Origin of the sequence: Streptomyces tuirus, assembly GCF_014701095.1 — a bacterium.
In the GTDB taxonomy this organism is placed as follows: Bacteria; Actinomycetota; Actinomycetes; order Streptomycetales; family Streptomycetaceae; genus Streptomyces; species Streptomyces tuirus.
The window spans coordinates 1365999-1392304 of sequence record NZ_AP023439.1 but is presented as its reverse complement, the minus strand read 5'-3'; the positions used below and the strand labels follow the sequence as shown (position 1 = coordinate 1392304).

Below are 26306 nucleotides of genomic sequence, written 5' to 3'. Positions count from 1 at the left end.
TTTTCGCTCACCCACGCGCCACCCATGACTGTCGTGGTGGCGGTCACGGGCGGGTTCCACCGTCAGTTGGCGGCTACGGGTGGTGCGTCGGTGGGCGGACGTCGTAGCGTCTTGGTTAGCGGTGCTAGTTAAAGAGCTTCGGAGGGTGTCGATCATGTCCGGTTCGTCCAAGCTGCCTGCCTTCGATCCCGTCGACCCCCTCGGTCTGGACGACCTGCTGGAGCCGGAGGACCTCGGGATCAGGGACACCGTGCGGGCCTGGGCCGCGGACCGGGTGCTGCCCTACGTCGCCGAGTGGTACGAGAAGGGAGAGCTGCCGGGGATCCGGGAGCTGGCCAAGGAGCTCGGCGGCATCGGTGCCCTCGGGATGTCCCTGGACGGGTACGGCTGCGCCGGCGCGTCCGCCGTGCAGTACGGTCTCGCCTGCCTGGAGCTGGAGGCCGCCGACTCCGGCATCCGTTCCCTCGTCTCCGTGCAGGGCTCCCTCGCCATGTACGCGATCCACCGCTTCGGCAGCGAGGAGCAGAAGCAGCAGTGGCTGCCGCGGATGGCCGCAGGCGAGGTCATCGGCTGCTTCGGGCTCACCGAGCCCGACCACGGCTCCGACCCCGCCGCCATGCGGACGCACGCCAAGCGCGACGGCTCCGACTGGATCCTCAACGGCCGCAAGATGTGGATCACCAACGGGTCGGTCGCCGGCGTCGCCGTCGTGTGGGCGCGGACCGAGGACGGAATCCGCGGGTTCGCGGTGCCCACCGACAGCCGCGGGTTCTCCGCTCCCGAGATCAAGCACAAGTGGTCGCTCAGGGCCTCCGTTACGAGCGAGCTCGTGCTCGACGACGTGCGGCTGCCCGCCGACGCCGTCCTTCCGGAGGTCACCGGCCTGCGCGGACCCCTGAGCTGTCTGTCCCACGCCCGCTACGGAATCGTCTGGGGCGCCATGGGCGCGGCCCGCAGCAGTTTCGAGACCGCGGTCGAGTACGCGAAGTCGCGGGAGCAGTTCGGGCGGCCCATCGGCGGTTTCCAGCTCACCCAGGCCAAACTCGCCGACATGGCGGTCGAACTGCACAAGGGGATTCTGCTCGCCCATCATCTGGGGCGGCGGATGGACGCCGGCCGCCTGCGTCCCGAGCAGGTCAGCTTCGGCAAGCTCAACAACGTCCGGGAAGCGATCGAGATCTGCCGCACGGCCCGGACCATTCTCGGCGCCAACGGGATCTCTCTCGAATACCCGGTGATGCGGCACGCGACCAACCTCGAGTCGGTGCTCACCTATGAGGGCACCGTCGAGATGCACCAGCTCGTGCTGGGCAAGGCGCTCACCGGACTCGATGCCTTCCGGTAGACCGGCCCGGTGACCCTGCGCCGGGGCAGGGCCGATGAGCGGCCCTGCCTCAGCTCTGGTTGAAGAAGCCGTCCGTGCGGTGCCCGGCCGGATCGCCGTTGACGATCTCCGTGTTGGCCGGGGTCAGCAGGAACACGCGCGTCGACACTCTCTCGATCGAACCGCGCAGGCCGAAGATCAGCCCGGCCGCGAAGTCGACCACGCGCTTGGCGTCGGAGGCCTCCATGGCCGTGAGGTTCATGATGACGGGCACGCCCTCGCGGAACAGCTCGCCGATGGCGCGTGCGTCCCGGAAGCTGTCCGGGGTCACCGTGCCGATGCGGCGGCCCCTTTCCTCGGCGACGTCCGAGGCCACCTTGACGCGCGGATCGGTGACCCAGGCTTCCCCGGGCTCGTTTCCGTCGGAGTAGTCGTCGTCGTCGTAGTAACGCTCGTCTTCGTTGTCGTCGACGAGGCCAAGCCAGGCACTTGCCTTGCGTACCGATCCCATGGACGCCTCCTCTCACAGCGGTCTTTCTGCTTTCCGCATCCCTATGGTCGTCCATGATGCGGATGGCGCGCCAAGTGGATAGACGCCGCACGGGGGGTTTGTGACGGTACTGGTGCACAGCGAATCCGTCGAGAGTCCGTGTGTCCCAAGGGCCGTTTCCCAAACGGCTGCTGACTGTGAGTGAAATATGATTCTTCTCGGCGTACGGGTGACGGCCGGGGCGTACGGGTGAATGCGGGGCCGGTACGATGCCGCCGCTCAACGTCGTCATGGAGTTCGGGGGAGCGTCGTGTTCGGAATCGTCAGGCCTTGCAGACACCGGCTCGGGGAGAAGCTCACCAGTCAGTGGATGGCGCATTTGTGCGGGCTTTGCCTCGCGCTGCGCGGCGATCACGGGCAGTTCGCCCGGATTGTCACGAACTATGACGGGCTGCTCGTCTCCGTTCTGACGGAGGCTCAGGCGGAGCCGGACGGCAGTGGCCGGCGTACGGCCGGGCCGTGCCCGCTGCGCGGCATGCGCACCGCCTCCGTCGCGCACGGCGAGGGAGCCCGGCTCGCGGCGGCCGTGTCCCTCGTGCTGGCCTCGGCGAAAGTGCGCGACCACGTCACCGACGGTGACGGGCTGTTGGCCCGCAGACCGGTGGCGCGTGCCGCGCGCCGGGTCGCAGTGAGTTGGGACACTGCCGGCGCGCGGACCGGCTCCGCTGTGGGATTCGACACCGCGCTCCTGGTCGACGCCGTGGACCGGCAGGCCGGGATCGAGGCGCTGGCCGGGCCCGGGACGCCGCTCCTGACCATCACCGAGCCGACCGAGACCGCGACCGCCGCGGCCTTCGCGCACACCGCGGTCCTCGCCGGCCGGCCGGGCAACGCGGGGCCGCTCGCTGAGGCCGGGCGGCTCTTCGGGCGGCTAGCGCATCTGCTGGACGCCGTGGAGGACCTGCACGCTGATGCCGCGTCAGGCGCCTGGAACCCGATCGCCGCGACCGGCACCTCCCTGATGGAGGTCCGGCGGCTGGCCGACGACGCGGTGCACGGCGTGCGGCTCGCGCTGCGCGACGCCGAGTTCACCGACGCGCAGCTCGTACATCTGCTGCTCGTGCACGAACTGCGGCGCTCGGTCGACCGCGCGTTCGGCACAGTGCCGGTGTGCGCCTCCCACCAGGGCGGCGGGCCCCACGGACAGCAGGGGCCTCACGGGCAGCAGCCGCAGGGGCCCTACGGCTCGCCGCAGCACCCGTACGCGGGTGGTGGCGGGAATCCGTACGCCGGTGGGGGAGGGGCGTACGGCGGCGACGGATTCGGCGGCGGTTCCGGTGGTTCCGGTGGCTTCGGTGGCGGTGGTTTCGGTGGGGGCGTTCCGGCGCCCCAGCCGCCCCGACGGCGTGGGTTCTGGGCCGGCTGCGGGATGTTCTGGCTGCTGTGCTGCACCTGCAAGCTGTGCTGCGCCAAGGAGTACGAGGGGCCGTGGTCCCGTAAGAAGCGCGAGGGCGTCTGCCGGGACTGTGACTGCGACGGGTGCGACTGCTGCTGCCCCTGCGACGGCTGACCGGTCTCGTGCGACCGCGGTGGCACGAGTGGTGCGTCGCAATGGTGTCGGCGCCTTACGGACCGCTCGCGCTCATCGGCACCTTCCCCCAGTGCCTGAACGGCCTGGGGGGGGGACCCCAGGCTCGAGGGCTATCCGGATGGTCGACTTCCGGACATCCCCGGGTCCTGGCGGGCCGACGGTGACGCGGTGGTGCTGACCGCCGCCGAGGCGGACGGGCTCACCGTGGACGGACAGCCCTTCGGCGGCGAGGTGCGGCTCGCGGCCGACCTGGGGCCCGCGAGCGCGGGGCGGGTGGCGTACAGGGAGCGGCGGCTGGTCGTACTGGTGCGTGAGGGGGCGTGGGGTGTGCGGGACTTCGACCCGGAATCCCCCGCACGCCGGGGCGTTCGACGGTCTGCGCGTCACCCCCCACACCCGCGCTGGGCGGTGCCGGGGCGCACCCCGTACGACACCGGCCGCACGGTCCGGGTGCCGAACCCGACGTGCGGGAGCGCGGGCTCGGGCTTGGGGCGGGGTGCGTCGTGACGGGAGGGCGGGGTGCGGGAGCGGTCAGGGGGTCGCTTCGTAAAGAACCGTCAAAGGCCGAAGTCTGAAAGGCACTCTTGCGCCGACCGGCCGTTCGGCCGAATACTCCCCCTCAGCGCTTGTCAGGGGCACGACGTGTTCGGAATCCGGACAGTCGATCCCTGACTGCGCCTCACGGGCCCGAAACCCCACGAGGGCCCCCGACTTCCTTTGTGGAGGAACGAAAAGTGAGGATCAAGCGCACCACCCCTCGCAGTGGCATTTCGAGACGGACCCGGCTGATCGCCGTTTCCACCGGCCTCGTTGCCGCCGCAGCGATCGCGATCCCCAGCGCGAACGCGTCCGACGCCCCCACCACCTTCAGCGCCGCCGAGCTCAAGAGCGCCAGCGGCTCGTTGCTGAAGGCGGACATCCCGGGTACCGCCTGGGCCGTCGACAGCAAGACCAACCGGGTGCTCCTGACCGTGGACAGCACGGTCACGCAGGCCGAGATAGCGAAGATCAAGCAGCAGGCCGGCGGCAACGCCGACGCGCTCACGATCAAGCGCACCCCGGGCAAGTTCAGCAAGCTCATCCAGGGCGGCGACGCCATCTATGCGAGTAGCTGGCGCTGCTCCCTCGGCTTCAACGTCCGTGCCAGCAACGGCACCGAGTACTTCCTGACCGCCGGTCACTGCACCGACGGCGCGGGCACCTGGTACTCCAACTCCGGCCGGACCACGGTGATCGGCTCCACCGCCGGCTCCAGCTTCCCGGGCAACGACTACGGTCTCGTGCGCTACAGCGGGTCCGTCAGCCGTCCTGGTACCGCGAACGGTGTGGACATCACGCGCGCGGCCACCCCGAGCGTGGGCACCACCGTCATCCGCGACGGCTCCACGACCGGTACGCACAGCGGTCGTGTGACGGCCCTGAACGCCACCGTCAACTACGGCGGCGGGGATGTCGTGTCCGGCCTGATCCAGACCACCGTCTGCGCCGAGCCCGGTGACTCCGGCGGCTCGCTCTACGGCAGCAACGGCACGGCGTACGGTCTGACCTCCGGCGGCAGCGGCAACTGCTCCTCCGGCGGCACGACGTTCTTCCAGCCCGTCACGGAGGCCCTGAGCGCCTACGGCGTCAGCGTCTACTAGGTCCCCGGCGGTAGTTCGCGGCAGTTCGCAGTACTTCACGGGTCATGGCCCCCGCACGCGTTGCGTGCGGGGGCTTCGTGTTGTTCGGGGAGTTTTGGGCTGTGTGCGGGGTTTTGGCTAGGTGTGGGTGGCTCTTCGAACCGGCCGTCAGAGGGGCGAAATTCAGCCATGTGCGGACCTCGTAGAGTGGGCGCATATTACTCGCGCGTAATATTTGCAGTGTGAACGCACGGGGGTTGGGTCCGATTTGATCGCGGACGATCAAAATGAGGGGGCGTGCGAAGCGCTGTCTACGCGCGTCTCGAACTCACCCTTGTGTGCTCCCCGTTGTCCTCGGAATAGTGGGCGCTCGTCAACCAAGCCTTCCGGCTCCTGAGGTCCCCACAACCTCTGGTGCCGACCCCCCACAGGAGGACAGAAGTTGAAGCACCGACGCATACCCAAGCGGCGTGCAGTCGTGGCAGGCGCGGGCATAGCCGCGCTGGTTGCCGCGGGAGTGACGTTCCAGACCGCGAACGCGAGTGAGACCCCTGAGGCGTCCGCACCCCGGACCCTGTCGGTCACGGCGGCCGGAAAGCTCGCCTCGACGCTGGCCGAGGACCTGGGCGGCGACGCGGCCGGGACGTACTACGACACCAAGAGCAAGAGCCTCGTGGTGAACGTGCTCGACGAGGCCGCCGCGCGGGCCGTCGAGAAGGCCGGCGCCAAGGCGAGAGTCGTGGCCAACTCCCTCGCCGAGCTGAAGAGCGCCCGCAGCACGCTGAAGGCGGACGCGACCATCCCCGGCACCGCCTGGGTGACCGACCCGACGACGAACAAGGTCGTCGTGACCGCCGACCGTACGGTCTCCGAGGCCGAGTGGACGACGCTGACGAAGGTCGTGGACGGGCTCGGGGCGAAGGCCGAACTCAAGCGGTCGAAGGGGGAGTACAAGCCCTTCATCGCCGGTGGCGACGCGATCACCGGTGGCGGCGGGCGCTGCTCGCTGGGCTTCAACGTGGTCAAGGGCGGCGAGCCGTTCTTCCTGACCGCCGGGCACTGCACCGAGGGCATCTCCACGTGGTCGGACTCCAGCGGCAAGGAGATCGGCACCAACGCGGACTCCCGGTTCCCGGACAACGACTACGGGCTCGTCAAGTACACCGCGGAGGTTGCCCACCCGAGTGAGGTGAACCTGTACAACGGGTCCACCCAGAAGATCTCGGGTGCGGCGGACGCGACCGTCGGCATGGCGGTGACCCGGAGCGGGTCGACCACGCAGGTGCACGAGGGCAAGGTCACGGGGCTGGACGCCACCGTGAACTACGGCAACGGCGACATCGTGAACGGGCTGATCCAGACCGACGTGTGCGCGGAGCCGGGTGACAGTGGCGGGTCGCTGTTCTCGGGCGACAAGGCCGTCGGGCTCACGTCGGGTGGCAGTGGTGACTGCACCTCGGGCGGGGAGACGTTCTTCCAGCCGGTGACCGAGGCGCTGTCGGCCACCGGGACCGAGATCGGCTGACGCCTCGGAGTTCGCTGAGCTCCGCCCCCCTCTTGTGGGGGCGGAGCTTTTCGCTGTGTTTCCGCAGGTGGGGCGGGTTCGAACGGGGGTCGCACATACATTCGAAGATGGGGGTATGGTGGGGGTGAGGTAGTTGGGAACAGATGTTCGAGAGCTGGTGTGGCTCACGAGTACGGGAGGTGCGTGTGCCGGGGTTCACGCATCTGCACACCGCCTCCGGATTCTCGTTGCGCTACGGAGCCTCGCACCCGGAGCGGCTGGCCGAACGTGCCTCCGAGCGGGGCATGGACGCCCTGGCGCTGACCGATCGCGACACGCTCGCCGGTGCGGTCCGGTTCTCGAAGGCCTGCGGCAAGGTGGGGGTGCGGCCGCTGTTCGGGGCCGATCTGGCGGTGGGGAGTGCGGAGCCCAGGGTTGAGCGGCGGCGGCGGACCCCGGTGCGGGGTGGTGCCTTTGTCGACGAGTCGGCCCCCCGCGTGACCTTTCTCGCCCGGGACGGTGCCCGGGGGTGGGGGGAGCTGTGCCGGCTCGTCTCGGCTGCCCATGAAGGAGAGGGGACACCCCTGCTGCCCTGGGGGCGCCATCACGCCGAGGGGCTGACCGTGCTGCTCGGGCCCGGGTCGGATGTCGGACGCGCCCTGGCCGCGGGTCGGCCCGACCGGGCGGCGCGGCTGCTCGTGCCCTGGCGGGACCTCTACGGCGACGACCTGCGGCTGGAGGCCGTCTGGCACGGCCGGGAGGGTACGGGGCCGGGGTCGCTGCGGCTGGCCGCCCGTACCGTCGGGTTCGCCGCGGAGCAGCGCATCCGGCCCGTGCTCACCAACGCGGTGCGGTACGCCGACCCGGGGCTCGGGCCGGTCGCCGACGTGCTGGACGCCGCCCGGCGGCTGGTGCCCATTGACCCGGCCCAGGGGCTGGACTCCGGTGCGGCCTGGCTCAAGGGCGCCGGGGACATGGCCGGTGTGGCGGAGCGGGTCGTGGAGGCCGCGGGGTTCCGGCGGGAGACCGCTCACCGGCTGCTGGAGCAGACGGAGGCCACGGCCGCCGAGTGCCTGGTCGACCCCGAGGACGATCTCGGGATCGGCACCGTCCACTTTCCCGAGCCGCATCTGGTCGGCGCGGGGCGCCGCACCGCCCAGCGGACGCTGGCCTCGCGGGTGGCGGCCGGGATGGTGCTGCGCGGGTACGACCGGCGGCGGGAGTACTGGGAGCGGATGCACCACGAGCTGGACATCATCGCCCACCACGGATTCGCCTCCTACTTCCTGACCGTCTCCCAGGTGGTGGAGGACGTACGGACCATGGGCGTCCGGGTCGCCGCCCGCGGGTCCGGGGCCGGGTCGCTGGTCAACCATCTGCTCGGTATCGCGCACGCCGATCCGATCGAACACCGGCTGCTGATGGAACGCTTCCTGTCGAAGGAGCGGGTCGTGCTGCCCGACATCGACATCGACGTGGAGTCCGCGCGCCGGCTGGAGGTCTACCGCGCGATCATCGACCGGTTCGGCACCGAGCGGGTCGCGACCGTCGCGATGCCGGAGACGTATCGCGTGCGGCACGCGATCCGTGATGTGGGGGCTGCTCTGTCGATGGATCCGGCCGAGATCGACCGGGTCGCCAAGTCCTTTCCCCATATCCGGGCGCGGGACGCCCGCGCGGCGCTGGAAGAGCTGCCCGAGCTGCGCGCGCTGGCCGGGGAGAAGGAGAAGTACGGGAGGCTGTGGGAGCTGGTCGAGGCGCTGGACGCCCTGCCGCGCGGGGTGGCCATGCACCCGTGCGGGGTGCTGCTGTCGGACGCCTCGCTGCTCGCGCGTACGCCGGTCATGCCGACCAGTGGCGAGGGCTTTCCGATGTCGCAGTTCGACAAGGACGACGTCGAGGACCTCGGGCTGCTGAAGCTCGATGTGCTGGGCGTGCGGATGCAGTCGGCCATGGCGCACGCGGTGGGGGAAGTGGAGCGGGTGTCGGGGGTGCGGGTCGATCTGGACGCCCTGCCGCCGGAGGATCCGCAGACGTACCGGTTGGTCCGGTCCACCGAGACGCTCGGGTGCTTCCAGATCGAGTCGCCCGGTCAGCGGGATCTGGTCGGGCGGCTCCAGCCGGCCACGTTCCACGACCTCGTCGTCGACATCTCGCTGTTCCGGCCCGGGCCGGTCGCCGCCGACATGGTGCGGCCGTTCATCGAGGCGCGGCACGGGCGGGCGCCGATCCGTTATCCGCACCCCGATCTGGAGGAGCCGCTGCGCGACACGTACGGGGTCGTCGTCTTCCACGAGCAGATCATCGACATCGTCGACATCATGACCGGCTGCGGACGCGGCGAGGCGGACCGGGTGCGGCGCGGGCTGTCGGACGCGGAGTCGCAGGCGCGGATCAAGGTGTGGTTCGCGCAGCACGCGGCGGCCCGGGGATATGACGCGGAAACGATTCAGCGGACCTGGGAGATCGTCGAGGCCTTCGGTTCGTACGGATTCTGCAAGGCGCACGCGGTTGCCTTCGCCGTGCCGACCTACCAGTCGGCGTGGCTGAAAACGCATCATCCGGCTGCCTTTTACGCCGGGCTGCTCACGCACGATCCCGGGATGTATCCGAAGCGGCTGCTGCTGGCGGACGCGCGGCGGCGGGGGGTGCCGGTGCTGCCGTTGGACGTGAACGCGTCGGGAGTCGCACACCGTATCGAACTGGTGTCCGGTAAATGGGGGCTGAGGCTGGCCCTCTCCGATGTCCACGGCATCAGTGAGGCCGAGGCGGCGCGGATCGCCGAGGGGCAGCCCTACGACTCGCTGGTCGACTTCTGGGAGCGGGGCCGGCCCAGTCGTCCGCTGGCCCAGCGGCTCGCGCAGGTGGGAGCGCTGGACGCGTTCGGCGCCAACCGCCGTGATCTGCAACTGCATCTGACCGAGCTGCACCGGGGTGCCCGGGGCGGGGGCGGTGGCCAGCTGCCGTTGGCCGGGGGGCGGAGGACCGCGCCGGCCGGGCTGCCCGACCTCACCTCCGCGGAGCGGCTCAGCGCCGAACTGGGCGTGCTGTCCATGGACGCCTCGCGCAATCTGATGGACGACCACCGTGTCTTCCTCGACGAGTTGGGCGTCGTCTCGGCGCGGCGGCTGCGCGAGGCCCGGCACGGGGAGACCGTGCTGGTCGCGGGCGCCAAGGCGGCCACCCAGACGCCGCCGATCCGGTCCGGCAAGCGCGTCATCTTCTCGACCCTGGACGACGGCACGGGCCTGGTCGACCTCGCCTTCTTCGACGACTCCCACGACGCCTGCGCCCACACCGTCTTCCACTCCTGGCTGCTGCTGGTGCGCGGGGTGGTGCAGCGGCGCGGCCCGCGCAGCCTCAGCGTGGTCGGCGCCGCCGCCTGGAACCTCGCGGATCTGCTGGAAGTGCGCCGGGAGGAGGGGCTGGAGGGGGTCGCGGCCCGGCTGGCCGGTCCCGGTCCCGGCTCCGGTGGTTCCGGTGGTTCCGGTGGTTCCGGTGAAGAGGGTTCCGGTGACGACGGTGAGGGGGCCGTGCGGCGGCGGCTCGCCGGGTCGGACGGCGCGCCCGCGCCGACGGGCTCCGCGGCCAAGGATCCGATGGAGCAGCGGAAGATCCGCATGTCCACGGGGTACGAGATGCACCCCTGGGCCGATCTGCGTCCGGCGGGCGAAGGGCCCGCGAACACAAGGAAGTTGTGGCACCAGAGTCCGGGGAGTGCGGGATGACCATCCTCTGCGTACGTTTCCAGCTGCCTCCGACGAGCGAGGCGGATCTGCCCCAGCTGCTCGGGATGCTGGAGGAGTTCACCCCCGTCGTCCAGGCCCTGCCGCCGGACGGTGCGCTGGCCGACCTGCGCGGCGCCGAGCGGTACTTCCGGCGGGACGCCGTCGAACTGGCCTCGGTGATCCGGGTGCGGTCGCTCGCGCTGCATGGCGTCGACTGCGTGATCGGGGCCGGGCCCGGGCCGATGCTGGCCCGGATGGCGCTGCGCGACGCGGCCCCCGGGGTGACGCGTACGGTGCCCGACGAGCCGGACGCCATCGCGGAGTTCCTCGCGGACCAGCCCGTCGCAGCGCTGCCCGGAGTGGGCGCCGCGACCGCCCGCACGCTGGGCGACTACGGCCTCGACACCCTCGGCCGGGTCGCCGCCGCGCCGCTGTCCACGCTGCAACGGCTGATCGGCGCGAAGCCCGGCCGTGAGCTGCGCGAGAAGGCGAACGGCGTCGACCGCGGCCGGGTCGTGCCGAACGCCGTCTCCCGGTCCCTCGCCACGGAACGCCCCTTCGGACGCGACGAGCTGGACCCGGAGCGGCACCGCCGGGCGCTGCTGTCGGCCGCCGAGGAGATCGGCGCCCGGCTGCGCGCCCTGGAGAAGGTCTGCCGCACGCTCACCCTCACCGTGCGCTACGCCGACCGGTCCGCCACCACCCGCAGCCGCACCCTGACCGAACCGACCGCGCACTCCCCGGCGCTGACCAGGGCCGCGTACGGCATGTACGAGGCGCTCGGGCTGCAGCGGGCCCGGGTGCGGGCCATCGCCCTGCGCGCCGAGGGGCTCGACCCCGCCGACCGGGCCTCCCACCAGCTGACCTTCGACCCGGTGGACGAGAAGGTCCGCCGTATCGAGGAGGTCGCGGACCAGGCGCGGGCGAAGTTCGGGCCGCGGGCGGTGATGCCCGGGGGACTAGGGGGGCGGGCGGCGTAGCTCCCTCCCCGTGACGCCGGTCCACGAGGGCGTGCTCGCCCGCGGCTGGTCGTGCTGACCGGGCGGGGGTGGGCCTGCACCCGGGCCACGGAGGAGGCGGCCGCGGAAGCCGTGCGCGAGTGGGGGGAGCTGCTGGGGGAGCGGGACATGCGCTCGCTGGGGCGGCGGTTGCAGCGGATCGCGTCGCAAGGGCCCCTTCGGCCCGCCTGGTGAGGGCGCGTCGGCCCGGGGCCTCGCGTGCCGGTTATCGCTGCAAGTTTTTACTGACGCGTAACTTCCCAGTTTGACTACTCGCCCGTAACTTGACGAGTGAACAGCATCCTCGTGATCCGGATCACAGGGCCCCGTCCCGTCGCATCCCCCTTGAGCCGCAAGGAGATCACCCGATGCTGCCCTGGAAGCGAGTGCTCAGACCCCTGTCCGCGCTGGTGCTGACCGCCGCCGCCCTCACCGTCCCCGCCACCACCGCCCAGGCCGCCGGCGCCCCGAGCTCCGGCTGGAACGACTACTCCTGCAAGCCGTCCGCCGCCCACCCCCGCCCCGTCGTCCTCGTCCACGGCACCCTCGGGAACTCCGTCGACAACTGGCTGGGCCTCGCCCCCTACCTGAAGGTCCGCGGCTACTGCGTCTTCTCCCTCGACTACGGCCAGTTGGAGGGCGTCCCCTTCTTCCACGGCCTCGGACCCGCCGAGAAGTCCGCCGGACAGCTCAAGGACTTCGTCGACAAGGTGCTCGCCGCGACCGGAGCCGCCGAGACCGACGTCGTCGGGCACTCGCAGGGCGGCATGATGCCCCGCTACTACCTGAAGTTCCTCGGCGGAGCCGCCAAGGTGAACGCCCTGGTCGGCATCGCGCCCAGCAACCACGGCACCGACCTCAACGGATTCACCAAGCTGCTGCCCTACTTCCCGGGCGCGGCCGACCTGCTGTCGAAGAACACCCCCGCCCTCGCCGACCAGGTCACCGGCTCCGCCTTCCTCACCAAGCTCAACGCGGGCGGCGACACCGTGCCCGGCGTGCGGTACACCGTCATCGCCACCAAGTACGACGAGGTCGTCACCCCGTGGCGCAGCCAGTACCTGAACGGGCCGGACGTGCGCAACGTCCTGCTCCAGGACCTGTGCGCCGTCGACCTGTCCGAGCACCTGGCCGTCGCGCTGCTGGACCGGGTCGTCTTCCACGAGGTGGCCAACGCCCTCGATCCGGGTCGGGCCACGCCCACCACCTGTCTGTCGGCCTTCGAATGACACGTGTCACCCGTTGACCTGGCCCGTTGACACGTGTCAGGGAAACGTTTCGGGGCCTGTCCGGCCTGAGCCGCCGGACAGGCCCCGAGCCGTGGGGCGGTGAGGGTCAGCGGCCCTGCCGGCCGCCGCTCGCCGTCCGGCGCCTGGCCGAGAGGAACAGGGCCGAGGCGCCCAGGGCCAGCGCCGCCGCGCCGCCGACCGCGACGTACGGGGTGGTGCTGTCACCGCCGGTCTCGGCGAGGTTCTCCGTGGCGCCGGCCGCCTCGGGCCGGTTGGGCGCGGGTGCGGCGGCCTTCGGCCGGTTCGGCGTGCTCTCCTTCGGGGCCGCGGCCGGCTCCGCCGAGGTGCTGGGGTCGTTGTCGCCGTGCCCGTGGTGCTCGACGGTCGACTTGGCGTTGCCGTCCTTGATCTGCTTCTCGCTGGGAGCGGAGGCGGACGGGGCCGGAGCGGCGGCGCCGCCTGCCGTGCCACCGCCGCCTGCCGTGCCGCCACCGCCGCCGAAGCTGACGTCCGAGCAGGAGTAGAACGCCTCCGGGCTGTCCGACCGCTGCCAGACCGCGTACAGCAGGTGCTTGCCGGAGCGCTGGGGCAGGGTGCCGGAGAAGGTGTAGAAACCGCCGGTGGCGGCCGGGTCGGTGGAGGTCGCGACCGGCTTCGCGAGATCGAGGTCCTTCCAGGCGAGTGGCTTGGCCGGGTCGTAGCCGGGCTTGGTGATGTAGACCTTGAAGGTGCCCTTGTGAGGGGCCGTCACGCGGTACTTGAAGGTGTGCGAGCCACTGCGGACGCCGGTCGCGGGCCAGTCGGCGCGGGGGAGGTCGAGCCCCTTGAACTCCGCGTTGTCGGCGCTGCAGAGCTTGCCGTCCGGTATGAGCTGCTGGTGCCGGCCGCCCGCGTCGCCGATGCGGATGCCGTTCCAGTCGTAGAGGGCCTGGGTGCCGCCCGCCGCGACCGCCGCCTTGCACGCGGCCGACTTCGGGCTCTCGGGACCCTCGGCGTAGCACTGCGAGACCCGGCTGACCGGGTCGCCCATCGAACCGTGCGCGGCGGCCGGGGCCGCCGTCAGCGCGGTCAGGGCGAGCGGGAGGCTGCCGAGGGCTGCGACGGTGGCCACCTGACGTCGTGCGGGCATGCGGGAACTCCTCGAACGGTTCATGGGACAGGTCCGGGCCCGGGTGGGCCGGATCCCGTGGGGTGATCCGAAGCTAGCCCGTGAGAACCGTGAAATCGCCTGCTGAGGGCGGGTGGAGGAGATCCTTATGGCCCGCTTAAGGGAGTGTTTGGACTGGCATCAGGTAGGTACCGTCGCGGCATGGCAGACGAGGAGATCCGGCCGGCCGGGGCCGCCGACGTACCGGTCGTCGCGGATGTGATCGACGCGGCCTTCCGCCCCTACATCGCGCGCATCGGGCGGGTGCCACAGCCCATGGAGGAGGACCACGCGGCGAACGTGGCCGCGGGCAAGGTGTTCGTGACGGGCGATCCCGTGACCGGACTCGTCGTGGTCGAGGCGTTCGCGGACCATCTCTTCCTCGACACCATCGCCGTCCACCCCCGCGCGCACGGCGGAGGAGTGGGACGGCGGCTGCTGCGGTTCGTGGACGCACACGCGCGTGCACTGGGGCTGCCCGAGGTCAGGCTCTACACGAACGCGCTGATGTGGGAGAACCAGAAGATCTATCCGAGATACGGCTACGAACGGGTGGAACGCCGCGTGGACGGGCCCTACGACCGCGTCCACTACCGCAAGCGGCTGCTCTGAGGCGTGCGTCTCATGATCGGTACCGGCCGTTCAGGCGTCCGGCCACCAGGTGCGGGCGATGTCCTTGCGGACCTCCGGGCGCGCCGCGGGGCGCTCGTCGGCCTCATCGCGGGCCCGGCGGACATCCGTCTTCTTCAGGGGCTTCTGCACGGTCACACGGCGCATGGCTGCCTCCTTAAAGGTCTGTCGGGTTCCGCGTTCTCACGGAGGTAGACCTTTCGGGGGAGAGTTCCTCATCGGTCCTGGTCTGTCTGTGGCGGCTGTCACCATTCGGGTGTCAGTGGCGGGTGTCACTCTGGGGCCCATGACGAACGTGGACTGGGACGCCGAGGCCGCCTCCTTCGACGAGGAGCCGGACCACGGCCTGCGTGACCCCGAGGTGCGCCGCGCCTGGGCCGGACGGCTGAGCGGCTGGCTGCCCGGGCGGGCGGGGGACGTCCTCGACCTCGGCTGCGGCACCGGCAGCCTGTCACTCCTCGCCTCCGAGCAGGGCCACCGGGTGACGGGCGTGGACCTCTCCCCGGCCATGGTGGCGCTCGCCCGCCAGAAGCTCGCCGGGCGCGACGCGGTGTTCCTCGTGGGGGACGCCGCGTCACCGCCGGTCGGGGAGCAGCGCTTCGACACCGTGCTCGTCCGGCACGTCCTGTGGGCCCTGCCCGATCCCGGCCGCGCCCTGCGGCACTGGCGCGGGCTGCTGCGGCCGGGCGGGCGGCTCGTGCTGGTCGAGGGCGTGTGGGGCGGCGTCGAGCCGGTCGGCATACCCGCCGAGCGGCTCACCGCACAGCTCGCCCCGATCGCCGGGCAGCTGCGTGTGGAGCGGCTCTCGGACGACCCGCGGCTGTGGGGCGGACCGGTGACGGACGAGCGGTACGCGGTGGTCGCCGAGATCAGCCCGTCAGGCGAGGAGCGCGGTGAACCCGCCGCCGCGGGCCAGTGACTGCAGCTCGTCGAGCGCGGCCAGGGCGGCCCGCGCGGCCTCCGGATCCGACGCGCCGAGGCCGCTCTCGGCGAACTCGTCCTCGTCCAGGCGCCGTACGTCCGTGCCGTCCGCGGAGCGCCACAGGTCCAGGTCGAGATCCTCGACGACCAGCTCCGGACCGGAGCGCCGCGCGGGACGGGTGACGTCGCAGTACCAGCCCTTCAGCTGGCCGGCGGCGGAGCGGACCTCCTTCACCGCGTACCAGCGGTCGCGCCAGTAGTACTCCGTGAAGACGTCCCCGGGCTCGAAGCGCACGAACCCGAAGTCGCGGACGCCGGAGCCCGCCCAGGGCGCGCGGACCGCCACCCGCGTCCCGTCGTCCGCCAGCAGCTCACCGCTGTAACGGATCTTCGTACGCCCCGCCTTGACGAGCACGACCTCCAGCCGCGCGGGCAGGTCAGCCGAGTTCGCGGACATAGCGCACCTCCTTCGCGCAGATCTCGTAGCCGAACCACTTGTTGATGGCGATCATCGGCTCGTTGCCGGTGTCGTTGCCGGTGAACGCCTCCGTGCATCCCGCCGCGCGGGCGCGGTGCAGGGAGTCGTTCTTGGCGAGCTTCGCCAGGCCCCGGCCGCGGAACTCCCGGGCGGTGCCGGTCATGGCGGTGGCGTAGCGGGAGCCGCCGTCGGTGTACGCCACGCTGAACGCGGCGGGGCGGCCGTCGACCACGGCGACCGTGGTCAGGTCGCGGTTCAGCAGCGGGTGCTTCCAGTGCTCCTCTAGCCAGGCCTCGTAGTCGGTGAACTCGACGTCGATGTCGCTCGGTTCGTCCGACGACGTCGCCGCGTCCAGTTCGAACATCGGGCGCGGGTCGTCCGCGAAGTCGGCGGCCGTGCGCAGCTCGACGCCGGAGGGGACATCGGCTAGGGGCGGCAGCGTGCCCGTCGCCAGGTCCAGGCGCAGGAACCAGGCGGAACGGCTGGCCCGGAAGCCGTGCCGCTCGGCGAAGGCGCGGTTGTCCGGCTCGTCCAGCACCCAGGTGAACAGCTTGCTGACGTCCAGGCGCCCCAGACGCTCCTCGGCGGTGCGCAGCAGGAGCGAACCGGCGCCGCGGTTGCGGTGGCCGGGCCGCACATAGATGTTGGCGGAGCCCTGACCCGGTTCCGGGCTGTCGTGGGCGACATGCACCTGGGCCGTGCCGATGATCTCGCCGTCCTCCTCGGCGACGAGCTGCCCGAAGTGGGCGTCCGGGTGAGCGTGCGTCAGGGTGTGCACCACGGCCTCGGGCGTGGAGAGCATGTACGGCAGGGCGAGGCGGCGGGTGGTGGAGAACCCCTCGGCATCGGCCCGGACATCGGGGCGCAGGTCGCGCACGATCACGGTCATGGAGGCGCACGCTACGCGGAGAGGCGACCGGGGTGCCTCTCATTTTCCGCCGGGTGCGCGACAATCGGCCTGTGACCTTGAAGATCGACATCGACGACAGCGCCCCGCCCTACGAGCAGGTGCGGGCGCGGATCTCCGAGCAGGCACGGTCGGGCGCGCTGCCGGTGGGCTACCGCCTGCCGACCGTGCGGGGGCTGGCCGAGTCGCTGGGCCTCGCCGCGAACACGGTCGCCAAGGCGTACCGGGCGCTGGAGGCGGACGGGGTGATCGAGACGCGGGGCCGCAACGGCACGTTCGTGGCTGCCGCCGGCTCGGCGGCGGATCGCGAGCTGGCGAGTGCGGCGCAGGCCTATGTGGAGCGGGCCCGGCGGCTCGGGCTCACGGAGGCCGATGCGCTGGCGGCGGTACGGGATGCCCTGCGGGCGGCTTACGGGGAGTAGGCCTTGTGTGGGGGCGTTGTCTGCGGGCCGGTGGGGGTTGTTCGCGCTCACGCGGCGGAGCCGCACATCGGTACAGCCCCGCGCCCCCGGGGTGACGTCGTGCGGGAGTGTTCGGCCACCGGGCCGGTGAGGGTTGGTCGCGCTCACGCGGCGGAGCCGCACATTGGTACAGCCCCGCGCCCCCGGGGCGACGGCGGCGCCGCGGAGAGGATGGGCCGGGTCAGCCGGTCCGCGCCAGGCGCTCGGGTGTCCGTGTGATGTCCAGCCCCGCGGATCTCCCCAGCCGTGCGAATGCCATCGCGTCCTCCACCGCCGCGCCGCCCGGGTCGTTGTTGAAGTACGCGTAGACGTCCTCGCCGGCGGACCACGTCGTGGCGATGCGGTCGAGCCAGGTGGCCAGGGAGCGGCGGCCGTAGCGGGGCCAGGGCTGGGCGCGGCCCTGGTGGAAGCGGACGTAGCCCCAGTCACTGGTGCGCCACAGGGGGGTCGCGGGGCGGGCCAGGATGTCGGCCCAGCACAGGGCGGCGCGCCGGGACTCCAGGACGCGGCGGACCTCCGGTGTCCACCAGGAGTCGTGGCGCGGCTCGACCGCGACCCGCGTCGAGGCCGGGAAGCAGGCCAGGCACGCGTCCAGCAGGCCCGGGTCGGCGCGCAGGGTGGGCGGCAGCTGGAGCAGGACCGGGCCGAGCCGGTCGCCGAGGCCCGCCGCGTGGCTCATCAGGCGGTGCACCGGCTCCTGGGGGTCCTTGAGCCGCTTGATGTGGGTCAGATAGCGGCTGGCCTTGACCGCGACGACGAAGTCCCCGGGCACCCGCGCCCGCCAGTCCTCGAACGTCTCGCGCGCCGGCAGCCGGTAGAAGGCGTTGTTGATCTCGACCGTGGCGAAGTGCCGCGTGTACTCCTCCAGCCACAGCCGCATCGGCAGCCCGGGCGGATAGAGGACGTCCCGCCAGTCCTTGTACTGCCACCCGGACGTGCCGACGAACAGGGTCATACACCCATCAAAACACCGGAGGGCGTCGAGCTCCTACAGATACAGGCCCGCGTCGACGCCCCCGCGCGGCTCCGGCAGGGACGTCGGGGACGTGCCCCGGCGCAGCGCGTACAGCTCCGCCAGCGTCGCACCCTCGCGGCCGACGCCGTCCTCCTGGCCCAGCCAGTTCACCGCCTCGGAGCGGGTCAGCGGACCGACCTCGATCCGGGCGAGGCAGCGGCCCGGGCGGACCACGGCCGGGTGCAGGCGCTCCAGGTCCTCGTTGGTCGTGACCCCCACCAGGACGTTGCGGCCCTGGCCGAGCAGGCCGTCCGTCAGGTTCAGCAGCCTCGACAGCGCCTGGCCCGCCGTGTGCTTGGCCTCGCCGCGGATCAGTTCGTCGCAGTCCTCCAGGAGCAGCAGCCGCCAGCGGCCCTTGCCCGTCGCGTCCTCCTCGCCGATGGCGATGTCCATCAGGTAGCCGACGTCGGAGAAGAGCCGCTCGGGGTCCAGGACGCAGTCCACCTGGCACCAGTCGCGCCAGGACCGGGCCAGAGTCCGCAGCGCCGAGGTCTTGCCGGTGCCCGGCGGGCCGTGCAGCAGCAGGAGCCGGCCCGCGATGTCCTCGGGGGTCGTCTTCATCAGACGGTCCATGGCGTCCGCCACCGGCGCGGTGTAGTTGGGCCGGACCTCGTCCCAGGTGCCCGCCGCGATCTGGCGGGTGGTGCGGTGCGGGCCGCGGCGCGGGGAGACGTACCAGAAGCCCATCGTGACGTTCTCCGGCTGCGGTTCGGGCTCGTCCGCCGCGCCGTCCGTGGCCTGGTCGAGGATCTTCTTCGCGAGTTCCTCGGCGGTCGCCGTCACCGTGACGTCGGCGCCCCGGTTCCAGCGGGAGACCAGCAGCGTCCAGCCGTCGCCCTCGGCGAGTGTCGCGCTGCGGTCGTCGTCCCGGGCGACGCGCAGCACCCGGGCGCCGGGCGGCATCAGCGTCGCACCGGAGCGCACGCGGTCGATGTTCACCGCGTGGGAGTACGGCTGCTCGCCCGTCGCGAAGCGGCCGAGGAAAAGCGCGTCGACGACGTCGGACGGGGAGTCGGAGTCGTCGACGTTGAGCCGGATCGGCAGCGCCTCGTGCGGGTTTCCAGACATGCCGCCATGATCCGGCACGGGGACGCCGCGTGCACCCGGTTTCCAGGTGCACGCGGCATGTCGCCCCCGTGCAGGTCAGCCCGCGGAGCGCGAGATCAGCCGGCGAGCCCGCCGAACCCCGCGGACGACGGCGTACCCCTTGGTCAGGGCACGGTCCCCGGCGAACGTACGGGCGATGGCACGGCCCTCCACGACCCGTTCGAACTCCCCGATGTCCGTGCTGCGGCGCACCGTCACCCGCCGCAGCGCGTACGGCCCCTGCGTACGCCGCGCGAGGCCGTTGCCCACGGCGAGGGCCTGGGCGTAGCCCGTCTCGCGCACCGCCTGCCGGACCCGGCGGCTGGAGTAGCCGTAGGGGTAGGCGAACGAGGCGGGGACGCTGCCCAGTTGGTCCGAGACGATCTCCTTGCAGTGGATCAGCTCGAACCGCAGGGTGGCGTCGGAGACCTGGTCGAGCTGCGGGTGGCTGTGGCTGTGCCCGCCGATCTCGACGCCCGCCGCCGCGAGTTCGCGGACCTGGTCCCAGTCCAGCATGGTGTCCAGGCCGCCCCCGGTGTCGTACGGCCCCCGGAGCCACCCGGTCGAGACGAACAGGGTGGCCGGGAAGCCGTGCTTGGCGAGCGCGGGGAGGGCGTGCCGGTGCACGCCCTCGTAGCCGTCGTCGAAGGTGATGAGGACGGGCCGCTCGGGCAGCGCGCGGCCGGAGCGCCAGCACGCCGCGAGTCCGGCCGTGGTGAGCGGCGTGCGGCCCCGGTCGGCGAGCACCGCCATCTGCTCGGCGAACGCCTCCGGGGTCACCGACAGGGCGCGGGTCGCCTCGTTCGGGTCGGTCGCCACCGCGTGGTACATGAGGATCGGGACGCGGGTGTCACTCACGGGCCGCCACCTCCACCTCGGGCACCCGGAACGTGGTCCCGCCGCGGCGCGCCCGGACGCTGCCGACGACGTAGCCGCCCGCCGCCGTCAGCACCCCGGCCACGATCGCCCCCGCCCGGCCCGCGCCGCCCGGCCGGGCCAGCAGGGCGTCCCGCAGCCCCCGGGCCACCCCGGCCGGCAGGACCCTGGTGGCGTACCGCCGCTCCGACTCCAGCCCCTTCCCGGCGCCGACGCTCCGCGCCACCAGGGCCTTGGACAGGCCCTCGGCGTAGGTGCGGGTGCGGAAGTAGCGGAAGTGCTCGCGGATCCCGGGCACCCGGTGATGGATCACCGCCCGGTCGTCGATCAGCAGCACCGCGTCGGGCCGGGCGCGGCTGAGGCGGATGCACAGTTCCGTCTCCTCGCAGCCCAGTGGGCGTTTGTCGCCGTCCCGGCCGATGCCGGTGGCGAAGCCCCCCGCCGCGTCGAAGGCGCTGCGGCGGAACGAGGCGTTGCCGCCGAGCACGTTGCGCACCCGCACCCGGCCGCGCGGCAGGCCCCGGTACGTGCAGCCCACCACCCAGTCGAACTCCTCCGGGAACCAGTCCGGCCGCCGCCCCGACGCCCAGACCGGCACCGTGCGCCCGCCCACCGCCATCACCCGCTCGTCGGTGTACGCCTCGGCGAAGTGCCGCAGCCAGTCGCGCTCGGCCACGGCGTCGTCGTCGAGGAAGGCCACGATCTCGCCGCGGGCCGCGGCGATGCCGGTGTTGCGGCCCGCGGACAGGCCGCGGGGACCCGCGTTGGCGAGCACCCGCACCACGGCGCCGCCGGAGGACTCCTTGTGCTCCTTGTACTCCTTGGCCAGCCGCTCCCGGAGCGTGTCGTTGTGATCGACGACCAGCAGCGTCTCCAGGGCCGGCCGCGACTGCGCGTGGACCGAGGAGACCGCGGCGAGGATGTCCTCCCAGCGGTCCTCGGTGTACGCGCAGATCACGACGGAGATGCCGGGACCGCTCAAGACACCTCTCCCCGCATCGCGGCCGGCATCGGCGACTGGGGCGAACGGCGGCGCAGCGCACGGCGGTTGGAGCGCTCCTGAAGGATCACCCGGAGCACGCGCAGGCCGTCCCGCACGGCCCGCAGATTGCTGACGCCGTGGATGCGCAGATACTCGTAGCTCGGGATCTCCTGCACCTTCAGCCCGGCTTTGACGACGCGGATGTTCATCAGGGTCTCGACCTCGAAGCCGGTGCAGTCGAGGTCGATCTTGTCGAGGCAGTGCCGCCAGAACGCGTTGTAGCCGTAGCAGAGGTCGGTGTAGCGGGCGCCGAACTTGCGGTTGACGGCCGTGCACAGCGCCCAGTTGCCCATCTTGCGGATGAAGGTCATGTCGTCGGTGCCGCCGCCGTTGGCGAAGCGGGAGCCCTTGGCGAAGTCCGCGCCGGAGACCAGGGCGGAGACGTAACTGAGGATCTCGCCGCCGTCCGCCGAGCCGTCCGCGTCGATCATCACGATGATGTCGCCGGTGCAGGCCTGGAACCCGGTGATCAGGGCGTCGCCCTTGCCCTTGCCGCGCTGCTCGACGACCTTCACCTCGGGCCACAGCTCACGGGCCACCTCGACGGTGTCGTCGGTGGAGTTGCCGTCGACCAGGACCACTTCGTGTATCCAGTCGGGCAGGGTCTTGAAGACGTACGGAAGGTTCTCCGCCTCGTTCATCGCCGGGATGACCACGCTCACCGGCGGGGCTATCGCCAGGTGCGAGGAGACGGGCCGGTACTTTCCGGCGGTCGGCGGATGCGGGTCCGTCGCGGCCGGCTGCAGAACTGAGCTCATGAGTCTGGTCCCTCTCGTCCGGTGGACCGCCCCCCCAGGGCAGTCCGGATCCAGTCCGGTTCGAAAGGGGGGTTCTCACTCGAGGCACGCCGACATGGAACTTCGGGCACGCCGGGTGAGCTGGCAAAGCTGGCCGGCCGCGAAAAACGGCAGCCGACCGCGCGGCACGGCCCGGAGACAGATGTGATCACCGAGCACGGCACCCCCCTACCGCGCCCCGCGCCGGTTCGTCGCGGTCCTTGAGCCCTCCCCTAGAGCCGCGTACTGACGGACCGATGCGGGTGAGATGTATGACGGTATTGACGATTGAACCCGTATGGCAAGACCTGGAACGGCCGCTCACGTTTTTGTTGGTTTGGCCGTTGCGTCAGACACCATGTGCGACGCATGTTGCACGTTCCCGTCCCATAAACATGTGTTCCCCGGAGGTGATCAGGGCCTCCGGGGAACACATGTTCAGGTGCTGGTGTGGATGTCGGTCACTGCACGATCTGCAGCAGCCGGTTCGGCGAGCCGGAACCCGCGCTGGTGACCTTGCCGGTGACGGCGCCGTTCACCAGGGCCGTGGCGACCTGGGCCGGGGTGGAGGAGGTGTGACCGGCCAGGTAGACCGCGGCGGCACCCGCGACGTGCGGGGTCGCCATCGAGGTGCCGGAGATGGTGTTGGTCGCGGTGTCACTGGTGTGCCAGCCGGCCGTGATCGAGGAGCCGGGCGCGAAGATGTCCAGGGCGGAGCCGTAGTTGGAGTAGCTCGCCTTGGCGTCGGTGCTGGTGGTGGCGCCGACCGTGATGGCCTCGGCGACCCGGGCGGGGGAGGACGAGGAGGCCGTGGTGCTGCTGTTGCCCGCGGCGACGGCGTACGTGACGCCGCTGGCTATGGAGTTGCGGACGGCCGTGTCCAGGGTGGCGGAGGCGCCGCCGCCGAGCGACATGTTGGCGACGGAGGGGCCGGAGTGGTTCCGCGTGACCCAGTCGATGCCCGCGATCACACCGGCCGTGGTGCCGGAGCCGCTGTTGTTCAGCACCCGCACCCCCACGATCTTCGCCTTCTTCGCGACGCCGTAGGTCGTGCCCGCGATCGTGGTGGCCACGTGGGTGCCGTGGCCGTTGCCGTCGGAAGCGTTGTTGTCGCCGTCGACCGCGTCGTAGCCGTGTGCGGCACGGCCGCTGATCTGCTGGTGGGTGATGCGCACACCGGTGTCGATCACATAGACCGTCACACCGCTGCCCGCGCTGTCCGGGTAGGTGTAGGTGCCGGACAGCGGGAGCGAGGCCTGGTCGACGCGGTCCAGGCCCCAGGGGGCGTTCGTCTGGGTGGCGGCGAGCGTGACGCGCTGGTTCTGCTCGACGGAGGCCACCGCCGGGTCGGCGGCGAGCTGCCTGGCCTCGGTGGCGGAGAGGGTGGCGGCGTAGCCGTTCAGCGCCTTGCTGAACGTCTTGTCGACCGAGCCGCCGTACTCCTTCACCAGGCCCTTGCCCGCGGCCGAGGACGCCTTCAGGCCCGCGCTCTTCTTGAGCGTGACGAGGTAACTGTCCTTGATCGCGGTCGGGGAGTCCGCGGCGAGCACCCGGCCCTCGGCGGGTGCGGCCTGGGCGGGAAGCGTGGTGAGCCCGCCCACGAGGGCGGCGGTCGCCAGCGAGGTGAGTGCGGCGAACCCGAGTCTCTTGCTGCGCAGTTGTGCCATGACGAGGGAGTCCTCCTCCGGGCGTCGCGCGCCTGGGTGGGGCGCGCGTCATGTGGGGGATGTGCGCGTGCTCGCGCACACAGGCCTGGGAGCGTCGCGTTCCGCTCCCGGCCGGAGTAAAGCGTCGGCCAACTACTGGCGTAGAGCAAGGGAGTTGAGCGTCAGTCAACAAAATTGTCATGTTCGCGCAATGAGGGGAGGTGGGCGTGTGGCGCGACCCGCCGTGAACAAGCCACCGAACGTCAGGAAGGGCCGAAAAGACTTGGCATGGACACTTCCTGTCAACACGCGTAGCTGCTACCACGGTTATGGCAGAGATCCTGCTAAAGGGAGGTTCCATGAGACGTTCCCGACTTGTCGTCCTCGTGAGCTCGCTCCTCCTCGCCGTCGGCACCGCCCTCACCGGGGCAGCGACGGCGCAGGCGTCCTCACTCGCCGCAACTGGCGGCTACGTGGCGCTCGGTGACTCCTATTCCTCGGGAGTCGGAGCCGGCAGCTACATCAGTTCCAGCGGCGACTGCAAGCGCAGCACCAAGGCCTACCCCTACCTCTGGGCCGCAGCCCACTCACCCTCGACCTTCGACTTCACCGCCTGCTCGGGCGCCCGAACGGGTGATGTTCTGGCGAGTCAGCTCACCCCGCTCAGCGCCTCCACCGCCCTCGTCTCCCTCAGCATCGGCGGCAACGACGCCGGCTTCGCCGACGTCATGACGACCTGTGTGACCCAGTCCGACAGCACCTGCGTCTCCCGCATCAACACCGCCCGCGCCTACGTCGACTCCACGCTTCCCGGCAAGCTCGACGACGTGTACTCGGCCATCCGCTCCAAAGCCCCCGCCGCCCGGGTCGTCGTCCTCGGCTACCCCCGCTTCTACAAGCTCGGCGCCACCTGTCTCGGTCTGTCCGAGACCAAGCGCAAGGCCATCAACGACGCCTCCGACCACCTCAACACCGCCATCGCCAAGCGCGCCGCGAACCACGGCTTCGCCTTCGGCGACGTACGCACCACCTTCACCGGCCACGAGATCTGCTCCGGCGACTCCTGGCTGCACAGCGTCAGCTGGCTGAACATCGGCGAGTCGTACCACCCGAAGGCACCCGGTCAGTCGGGCGGTTATCTGCCCGTGCTCAACAGCAACGACTGACCGCTCAGCCGGAGTCCGAGCCCGCATTCGACTCCGGATCCGAGCCCGCGTCCGGGTCCGTGCCGGAGGGAGAAGGGGAGGCCCCGCCCGTCGGGGTCTCCGACTCGCACGCCACGGAGAACGGCACCGCCTCGGACGTCGTCCGCACCGGCTCGCGCACCTCGACACTGATCTCGTTCTCGAACGTCCCGCTCTCCTCCTGGGTCGTCACCCGCACCCTGTCCCGCTTCGAACGGCCGCCGCCCTCTGTGAACGACAGCGTCTTCCAGCCCCCGTCGAGGACCTGCCCGTCCTGGGTCACCCAGCGGTAGCTCACCTCGGCCGGCAGCCGGCCCACCGTGAGCGTCGCCGTGAACTCGGGCGCCTGGGCGTTCGGCGGCGGACACGGCCCCGAGTAGTCCGTGCGCCGGCCCTGCAGGGCGACCCGCACCGACTGCGGAGGCGGACTGCTCTCCTCCGACTCGCTCGGAGTCGGCGACGGGCTGGACTTCTCCGTCCCGGTGTTCCGCGGCGGGCCCTTGGTCGCCGTCGGCGTACTGTTCCCGGCTCCCTGGTCGTTGCCGCCGGGACCGTCCCCGCTGTTGAGCAACGCGTACGTCAGGCCGCCCACCGCGAGCGCCAGCGCGATCACCCCTGCGACCAGCACCCGCCCGGTCCTGCGCTCCCCGTCCCGGCCGGTGGCCGTCGTGTTCGCCGTCGGCCCGGACGCCGCCGTACTCCCGGGGAACGGCATCGGGGGCGTGGGAGCGGGCTCGGGGTGACCCACGACCGTCGGCGGGAACGGAACCGCCCGCGTGGTGTCCGCGCGCGGCGAACCCCCCGCGGCGACGACCCGCAGCTCCTCCTCGGCCCGCTCGGGCGGCAGCCGCTGCTCCGGATCCTTGCGCAGCAGCCCCTCGATCACCGGGGCGAGCGGCCCGGCCCGGTAGGGCGGCGGCAACTCCTCGTCGACGATCGCTCGCAGGGTGCTCAGCGGGGTGTCGTGACGGAAGGGCGAGTGGCCCTCGACCGTCGCGTACAGCAGCACCCCGAGCGACCACAGGTCCGACTCCGGGCCCGGCGTACGCCCCAGCGCCCGCTCCGGGGCGAGGAACTCGGGCGAGCCGATGACCTCCCCGGTCATGGTCAGCGCCGAGCTGCCCTCGACCATGGCGATACCGAAGTCGGTGAGCACGATCCGGCCGTCGTTCGAGATCAGCACGTTGGCCGGCTTCACATCGCGGTGCAGCACCCCGGCCTCGTGCGCGGACCGCAGCGCGGACAGCACCTCGGCGCCGATGTGCGCGGCGCGCTGCGGTGTCATCGGGCCCTCGGCGTCGAGCACTTCGGCCAAGGAGAGGCCGCGGACCAGTTCCATGACGATCCACGGCCGGCCGTCGTCCGTGGCCACGTCGTACACCGTCACCACATTGCGGTTGGCGACCCGGGCCGCCGCCCACGCCTCCCGCTCCAGCCGCGCGTACATCCGCTGCACGTCGTCGCCCGCCAGGCCGGACGGGGCGCGCACCTCCTTGACGGCGACCTCGCGGTGCAGCACCTCGTCGCGGGCGCGCCACACCGTTCCCATGCCGCCCTCGCCCAGCGGTGCCAGCAGCCGGTAACGGCCCGCGATCACACGCTCATGGCCCGGTTCTTCGAACACGGCGCCCCCATTCGCAGCCGGGCGGAATCT

At 71.6% G+C, this 26306-nt stretch carries 24 protein-coding genes and 1 pseudogene; 13 read left to right on the top strand and 12 right to left on the bottom strand.

All coding sequences use genetic code 11. The features are described from left to right. The first annotated feature begins 154 nt into the window (after positions 1-154). Complete coding sequence (locus IGS69_RS06515) at positions 155-1345, top strand: acyl-CoA dehydrogenase family protein (protein ID WP_190897652.1); 1191 nt, start codon at positions 155-157, stop codon at positions 1343-1345. Between the two features lie 49 nt (positions 1346-1394). Here the strand turns inward: IGS69_RS06515 and IGS69_RS06510 are convergent, their stop codons facing one another. After that, positions 1395-1835, bottom strand: a complete 441-nt coding sequence (locus IGS69_RS06510) for a cell division protein SepF (RefSeq protein WP_190897651.1) — start codon at positions 1833-1835, stop codon at positions 1395-1397. A gap of 349 nt (positions 1836-2184) precedes the next feature. Between IGS69_RS06510 and IGS69_RS06505 the strand changes: the two genes are divergently transcribed. The 8 genes and pseudogenes from IGS69_RS06505 (at position 2185) to IGS69_RS06475 (ending at position 12483) form a co-directional block, all read left to right on the top strand. Beyond that, positions 2185-3384, top strand: a complete 1200-nt coding sequence (locus tag IGS69_RS06505; RefSeq protein ID WP_232543447.1) for a DUF5685 family protein — start codon at positions 2185-2187, stop codon at positions 3382-3384. Between the two features lie 189 nt (positions 3385-3573). Then, positions 3574-3912 carry a hypothetical protein gene (locus IGS69_RS06500; RefSeq protein WP_190897648.1) on the top strand — a complete coding sequence of 113 codons (339 nt, stop codon included), beginning with the start codon at positions 3574-3576 and terminating at the stop codon, positions 3910-3912. 227 nt (positions 3913-4139) lie between these two features. Next, a complete protein-coding gene (locus IGS69_RS06495; protein WP_190897646.1) occupies positions 4140-5045 on the top strand; it encodes a S1 family peptidase in 906 nt (301 codons plus the stop codon). Positions 5046-5466: 421 nt separating this feature from the next. Beyond that, positions 5467-6549, top strand: coding sequence for a S1 family peptidase (locus IGS69_RS06490; RefSeq protein ID WP_190897645.1), 1083 nt, complete (start codon positions 5467-5469; stop codon positions 6547-6549). Positions 6550-6734: 185 nt separating this feature from the next. Continuing rightward, positions 6735-10256, top strand: coding sequence for a DNA polymerase III subunit alpha (locus IGS69_RS06485; protein ID WP_190897644.1), 3522 nt, complete (start codon positions 6735-6737; stop codon positions 10254-10256). Continuing rightward, a complete protein-coding gene (locus IGS69_RS06480; protein ID WP_190897642.1) occupies positions 10253-11236 on the top strand; it encodes a DNA polymerase Y family protein in 984 nt (327 codons plus the stop codon). The genes IGS69_RS06485 and IGS69_RS06480 overlap by 4 nt, the downstream gene beginning before the upstream one ends. Before the next feature lie 33 nt (positions 11237-11269). Continuing rightward, positions 11270-11449: pseudogene (locus IGS69_RS34545) on the top strand (MarR family transcriptional regulator); the annotation flags it as partial. Between the two features lie 173 nt (positions 11450-11622). Then, entirely contained in the window at positions 11623-12483 is an 861-nt protein-coding gene (locus IGS69_RS06475; RefSeq protein ID WP_190897641.1) for an esterase/lipase family protein, read from the top strand. 106 nt (positions 12484-12589) lie between these two features. Here IGS69_RS06475 and IGS69_RS06470 read toward each other — a convergent pair whose 3' ends face one another. Further along, a complete protein-coding gene (locus tag IGS69_RS06470; protein ID WP_190897639.1) occupies positions 12590-13612 on the bottom strand; it encodes a lytic polysaccharide monooxygenase auxiliary activity family 9 protein in 1023 nt (340 codons plus the stop codon). Between the two features lie 180 nt (positions 13613-13792). Between IGS69_RS06470 and IGS69_RS06465 the strand changes: the two genes are divergently transcribed. Then, positions 13793-14242: a GNAT family N-acetyltransferase gene (locus IGS69_RS06465; protein WP_190897638.1), complete on the top strand. Its 450-nt coding sequence runs from the start codon at positions 13793-13795 to the stop codon at positions 14240-14242. A gap of 30 nt (positions 14243-14272) precedes the next feature. Here the strand turns inward: IGS69_RS06465 and IGS69_RS34950 are convergent, their stop codons facing one another. Continuing rightward, positions 14273-14407, bottom strand: a complete 135-nt coding sequence (locus IGS69_RS34950) for a hypothetical protein (protein WP_269783150.1) — start codon at positions 14405-14407, stop codon at positions 14273-14275. 139 nt (positions 14408-14546) lie between these two features. Here IGS69_RS34950 and IGS69_RS06460 point away from each other — a divergent pair, with 139 nt between their 5' ends. After that, positions 14547-15179 carry a class I SAM-dependent methyltransferase gene (locus tag IGS69_RS06460; protein ID WP_190897636.1) on the top strand — a complete coding sequence of 211 codons (633 nt, stop codon included), beginning with the start codon at positions 14547-14549 and terminating at the stop codon, positions 15177-15179. Here IGS69_RS06460 and IGS69_RS06455 read toward each other — a convergent pair. Both IGS69_RS06455 and IGS69_RS06450 read right to left on the bottom strand, forming a co-directional pair. Continuing rightward, positions 15138-15638, bottom strand: coding sequence for a DUF402 domain-containing protein (locus IGS69_RS06455; protein ID WP_190897635.1), 501 nt, complete (start codon positions 15636-15638; stop codon positions 15138-15140). The two genes, IGS69_RS06460 and IGS69_RS06455, sit on opposite strands and share 42 nt — an antisense overlap. Beyond that, positions 15619-16548, bottom strand: coding sequence for a GNAT family N-acetyltransferase (locus IGS69_RS06450; protein ID WP_190897633.1), 930 nt, complete (start codon positions 16546-16548; stop codon positions 15619-15621). The genes IGS69_RS06455 and IGS69_RS06450 overlap by 20 nt, the downstream gene beginning before the upstream one ends. A gap of 71 nt (positions 16549-16619) precedes the next feature. Between IGS69_RS06450 and IGS69_RS06445 the strand changes: the two genes are divergently transcribed. Further along, a complete protein-coding gene (locus tag IGS69_RS06445) occupies positions 16620-16988 on the top strand; it encodes a GntR family transcriptional regulator (protein WP_185009519.1) in 369 nt (122 codons plus the stop codon). Positions 16989-17208: 220 nt separating this feature from the next. Here the strand turns inward: IGS69_RS06445 and IGS69_RS06440 are convergent, their stop codons facing one another. The 6 genes from IGS69_RS06440 to IGS69_RS06415 form a co-directional block, all read right to left on the bottom strand. Then, on the bottom strand, positions 17209-17982 hold the full coding sequence (locus IGS69_RS06440) for a DUF72 domain-containing protein (protein ID WP_190897632.1): 774 nt from the start codon (positions 17980-17982) through the stop codon (positions 17209-17211). A gap of 33 nt (positions 17983-18015) precedes the next feature. Next, positions 18016-19110: a DUF5925 domain-containing protein gene (locus tag IGS69_RS06435; RefSeq protein ID WP_190897631.1), complete on the bottom strand. Its 1095-nt coding sequence runs from the start codon at positions 19108-19110 to the stop codon at positions 18016-18018. Between the two features lie 75 nt (positions 19111-19185). Next, positions 19186-19986 (bottom strand): polysaccharide deacetylase family protein, encoded by an 801-nt coding sequence (locus tag IGS69_RS06430; protein WP_190897630.1) that lies wholly within the window; start codon positions 19984-19986, stop codon positions 19186-19188. Beyond that, a complete protein-coding gene (locus IGS69_RS06425; protein WP_190897628.1) occupies positions 19979-20986 on the bottom strand; it encodes a glycosyltransferase family 2 protein in 1008 nt (335 codons plus the stop codon). Before IGS69_RS06425 ends, IGS69_RS06430 begins: the two co-directional genes overlap by 8 nt. Beyond that, the gene (locus tag IGS69_RS06420; protein WP_190897626.1) at positions 20983-21804 is read right to left on the bottom strand and encodes a glycosyltransferase family 2 protein; all 822 of its coding nucleotides are present in this window, start codon (positions 21802-21804) and stop codon (positions 20983-20985) included. The genes IGS69_RS06425 and IGS69_RS06420 overlap by 4 nt, the downstream gene beginning before the upstream one ends. Positions 21805-22283: 479 nt before the next feature. Next, positions 22284-23489, bottom strand: coding sequence for a S8 family peptidase (locus tag IGS69_RS06415; RefSeq protein ID WP_190897625.1), 1206 nt, complete (start codon positions 23487-23489; stop codon positions 22284-22286). 338 nt (positions 23490-23827) lie between these two features. On the opposite strand from IGS69_RS06415, the gene IGS69_RS06410 reads away from it, so the two are divergent. Beyond that, a complete protein-coding gene (locus IGS69_RS06410; RefSeq protein WP_190897623.1) occupies positions 23828-24634 on the top strand; it encodes an SGNH/GDSL hydrolase family protein in 807 nt (268 codons plus the stop codon). A gap of 4 nt (positions 24635-24638) precedes the next feature. Here the strand turns inward: IGS69_RS06410 and IGS69_RS06405 are convergent, their stop codons facing one another. Beyond that, positions 24639-26276: a serine/threonine-protein kinase gene (locus IGS69_RS06405; RefSeq protein ID WP_232543446.1), complete on the bottom strand. Its 1638-nt coding sequence runs from the start codon at positions 26274-26276 to the stop codon at positions 24639-24641. Positions 26277-26306: the final 30 nt, after the last annotated feature.

Excerpts from the sequence above, each read along its gene's own strand:
- IGS69_RS06515 (WP_190897652.1), top strand. The coding sequence starts at position 155 with ATGTCCGGTTCGTCCAAGCTGCCTGCCTTCGATCCCGTCGACCCCCTC.
- IGS69_RS06510 (WP_190897651.1), bottom strand. The coding sequence starts at position 1,835 with ATGGGATCGGTACGCAAGGCAAGTGCCTGGCTTGGCCTCGTCGACGAC.
- IGS69_RS06505 (WP_232543447.1), top strand. The coding sequence starts at position 2,185 with ATGGCGCATTTGTGCGGGCTTTGCCTCGCGCTGCGCGGCGATCACGGG.
- IGS69_RS06480 (WP_190897642.1), top strand. The coding sequence starts at position 10,253 with ATGACCATCCTCTGCGTACGTTTCCAGCTGCCTCCGACGAGCGAGGCG.
- IGS69_RS06475 (WP_190897641.1), top strand. The coding sequence starts at position 11,623 with ATGCTGCCCTGGAAGCGAGTGCTCAGACCCCTGTCCGCGCTGGTGCTG.
- IGS69_RS06470 (WP_190897639.1), bottom strand. The coding sequence starts at position 13,612 with ATGCCCGCACGACGTCAGGTGGCCACCGTCGCAGCCCTCGGCAGCCTC.
- IGS69_RS06465 (WP_190897638.1), top strand. The coding sequence starts at position 13,793 with ATGGCAGACGAGGAGATCCGGCCGGCCGGGGCCGCCGACGTACCGGTC.
- IGS69_RS34950 (WP_269783150.1), bottom strand. The coding sequence starts at position 14,407 with ATGCGCCGTGTGACCGTGCAGAAGCCCCTGAAGAAGACGGATGTCCGC.
- IGS69_RS06460 (WP_190897636.1), top strand. The coding sequence starts at position 14,547 with ATGACGAACGTGGACTGGGACGCCGAGGCCGCCTCCTTCGACGAGGAG.
- IGS69_RS06455 (WP_190897635.1), bottom strand. The coding sequence starts at position 15,638 with ATGTCCGCGAACTCGGCTGACCTGCCCGCGCGGCTGGAGGTCGTGCTC.
- IGS69_RS06450 (WP_190897633.1), bottom strand. The coding sequence starts at position 16,548 with ATGACCGTGATCGTGCGCGACCTGCGCCCCGATGTCCGGGCCGATGCC.
- IGS69_RS06440 (WP_190897632.1), bottom strand. The coding sequence starts at position 17,982 with ATGACCCTGTTCGTCGGCACGTCCGGGTGGCAGTACAAGGACTGGCGG.
- IGS69_RS06435 (WP_190897631.1), bottom strand. The coding sequence starts at position 19,110 with ATGTCTGGAAACCCGCACGAGGCGCTGCCGATCCGGCTCAACGTCGAC.
- IGS69_RS06420 (WP_190897626.1), bottom strand. The coding sequence starts at position 21,804 with ATGAGCTCAGTTCTGCAGCCGGCCGCGACGGACCCGCATCCGCCGACC.
- IGS69_RS06415 (WP_190897625.1), bottom strand. The coding sequence starts at position 23,489 with ATGGCACAACTGCGCAGCAAGAGACTCGGGTTCGCCGCACTCACCTCG.
- IGS69_RS06410 (WP_190897623.1), top strand. The coding sequence starts at position 23,828 with ATGAGACGTTCCCGACTTGTCGTCCTCGTGAGCTCGCTCCTCCTCGCC.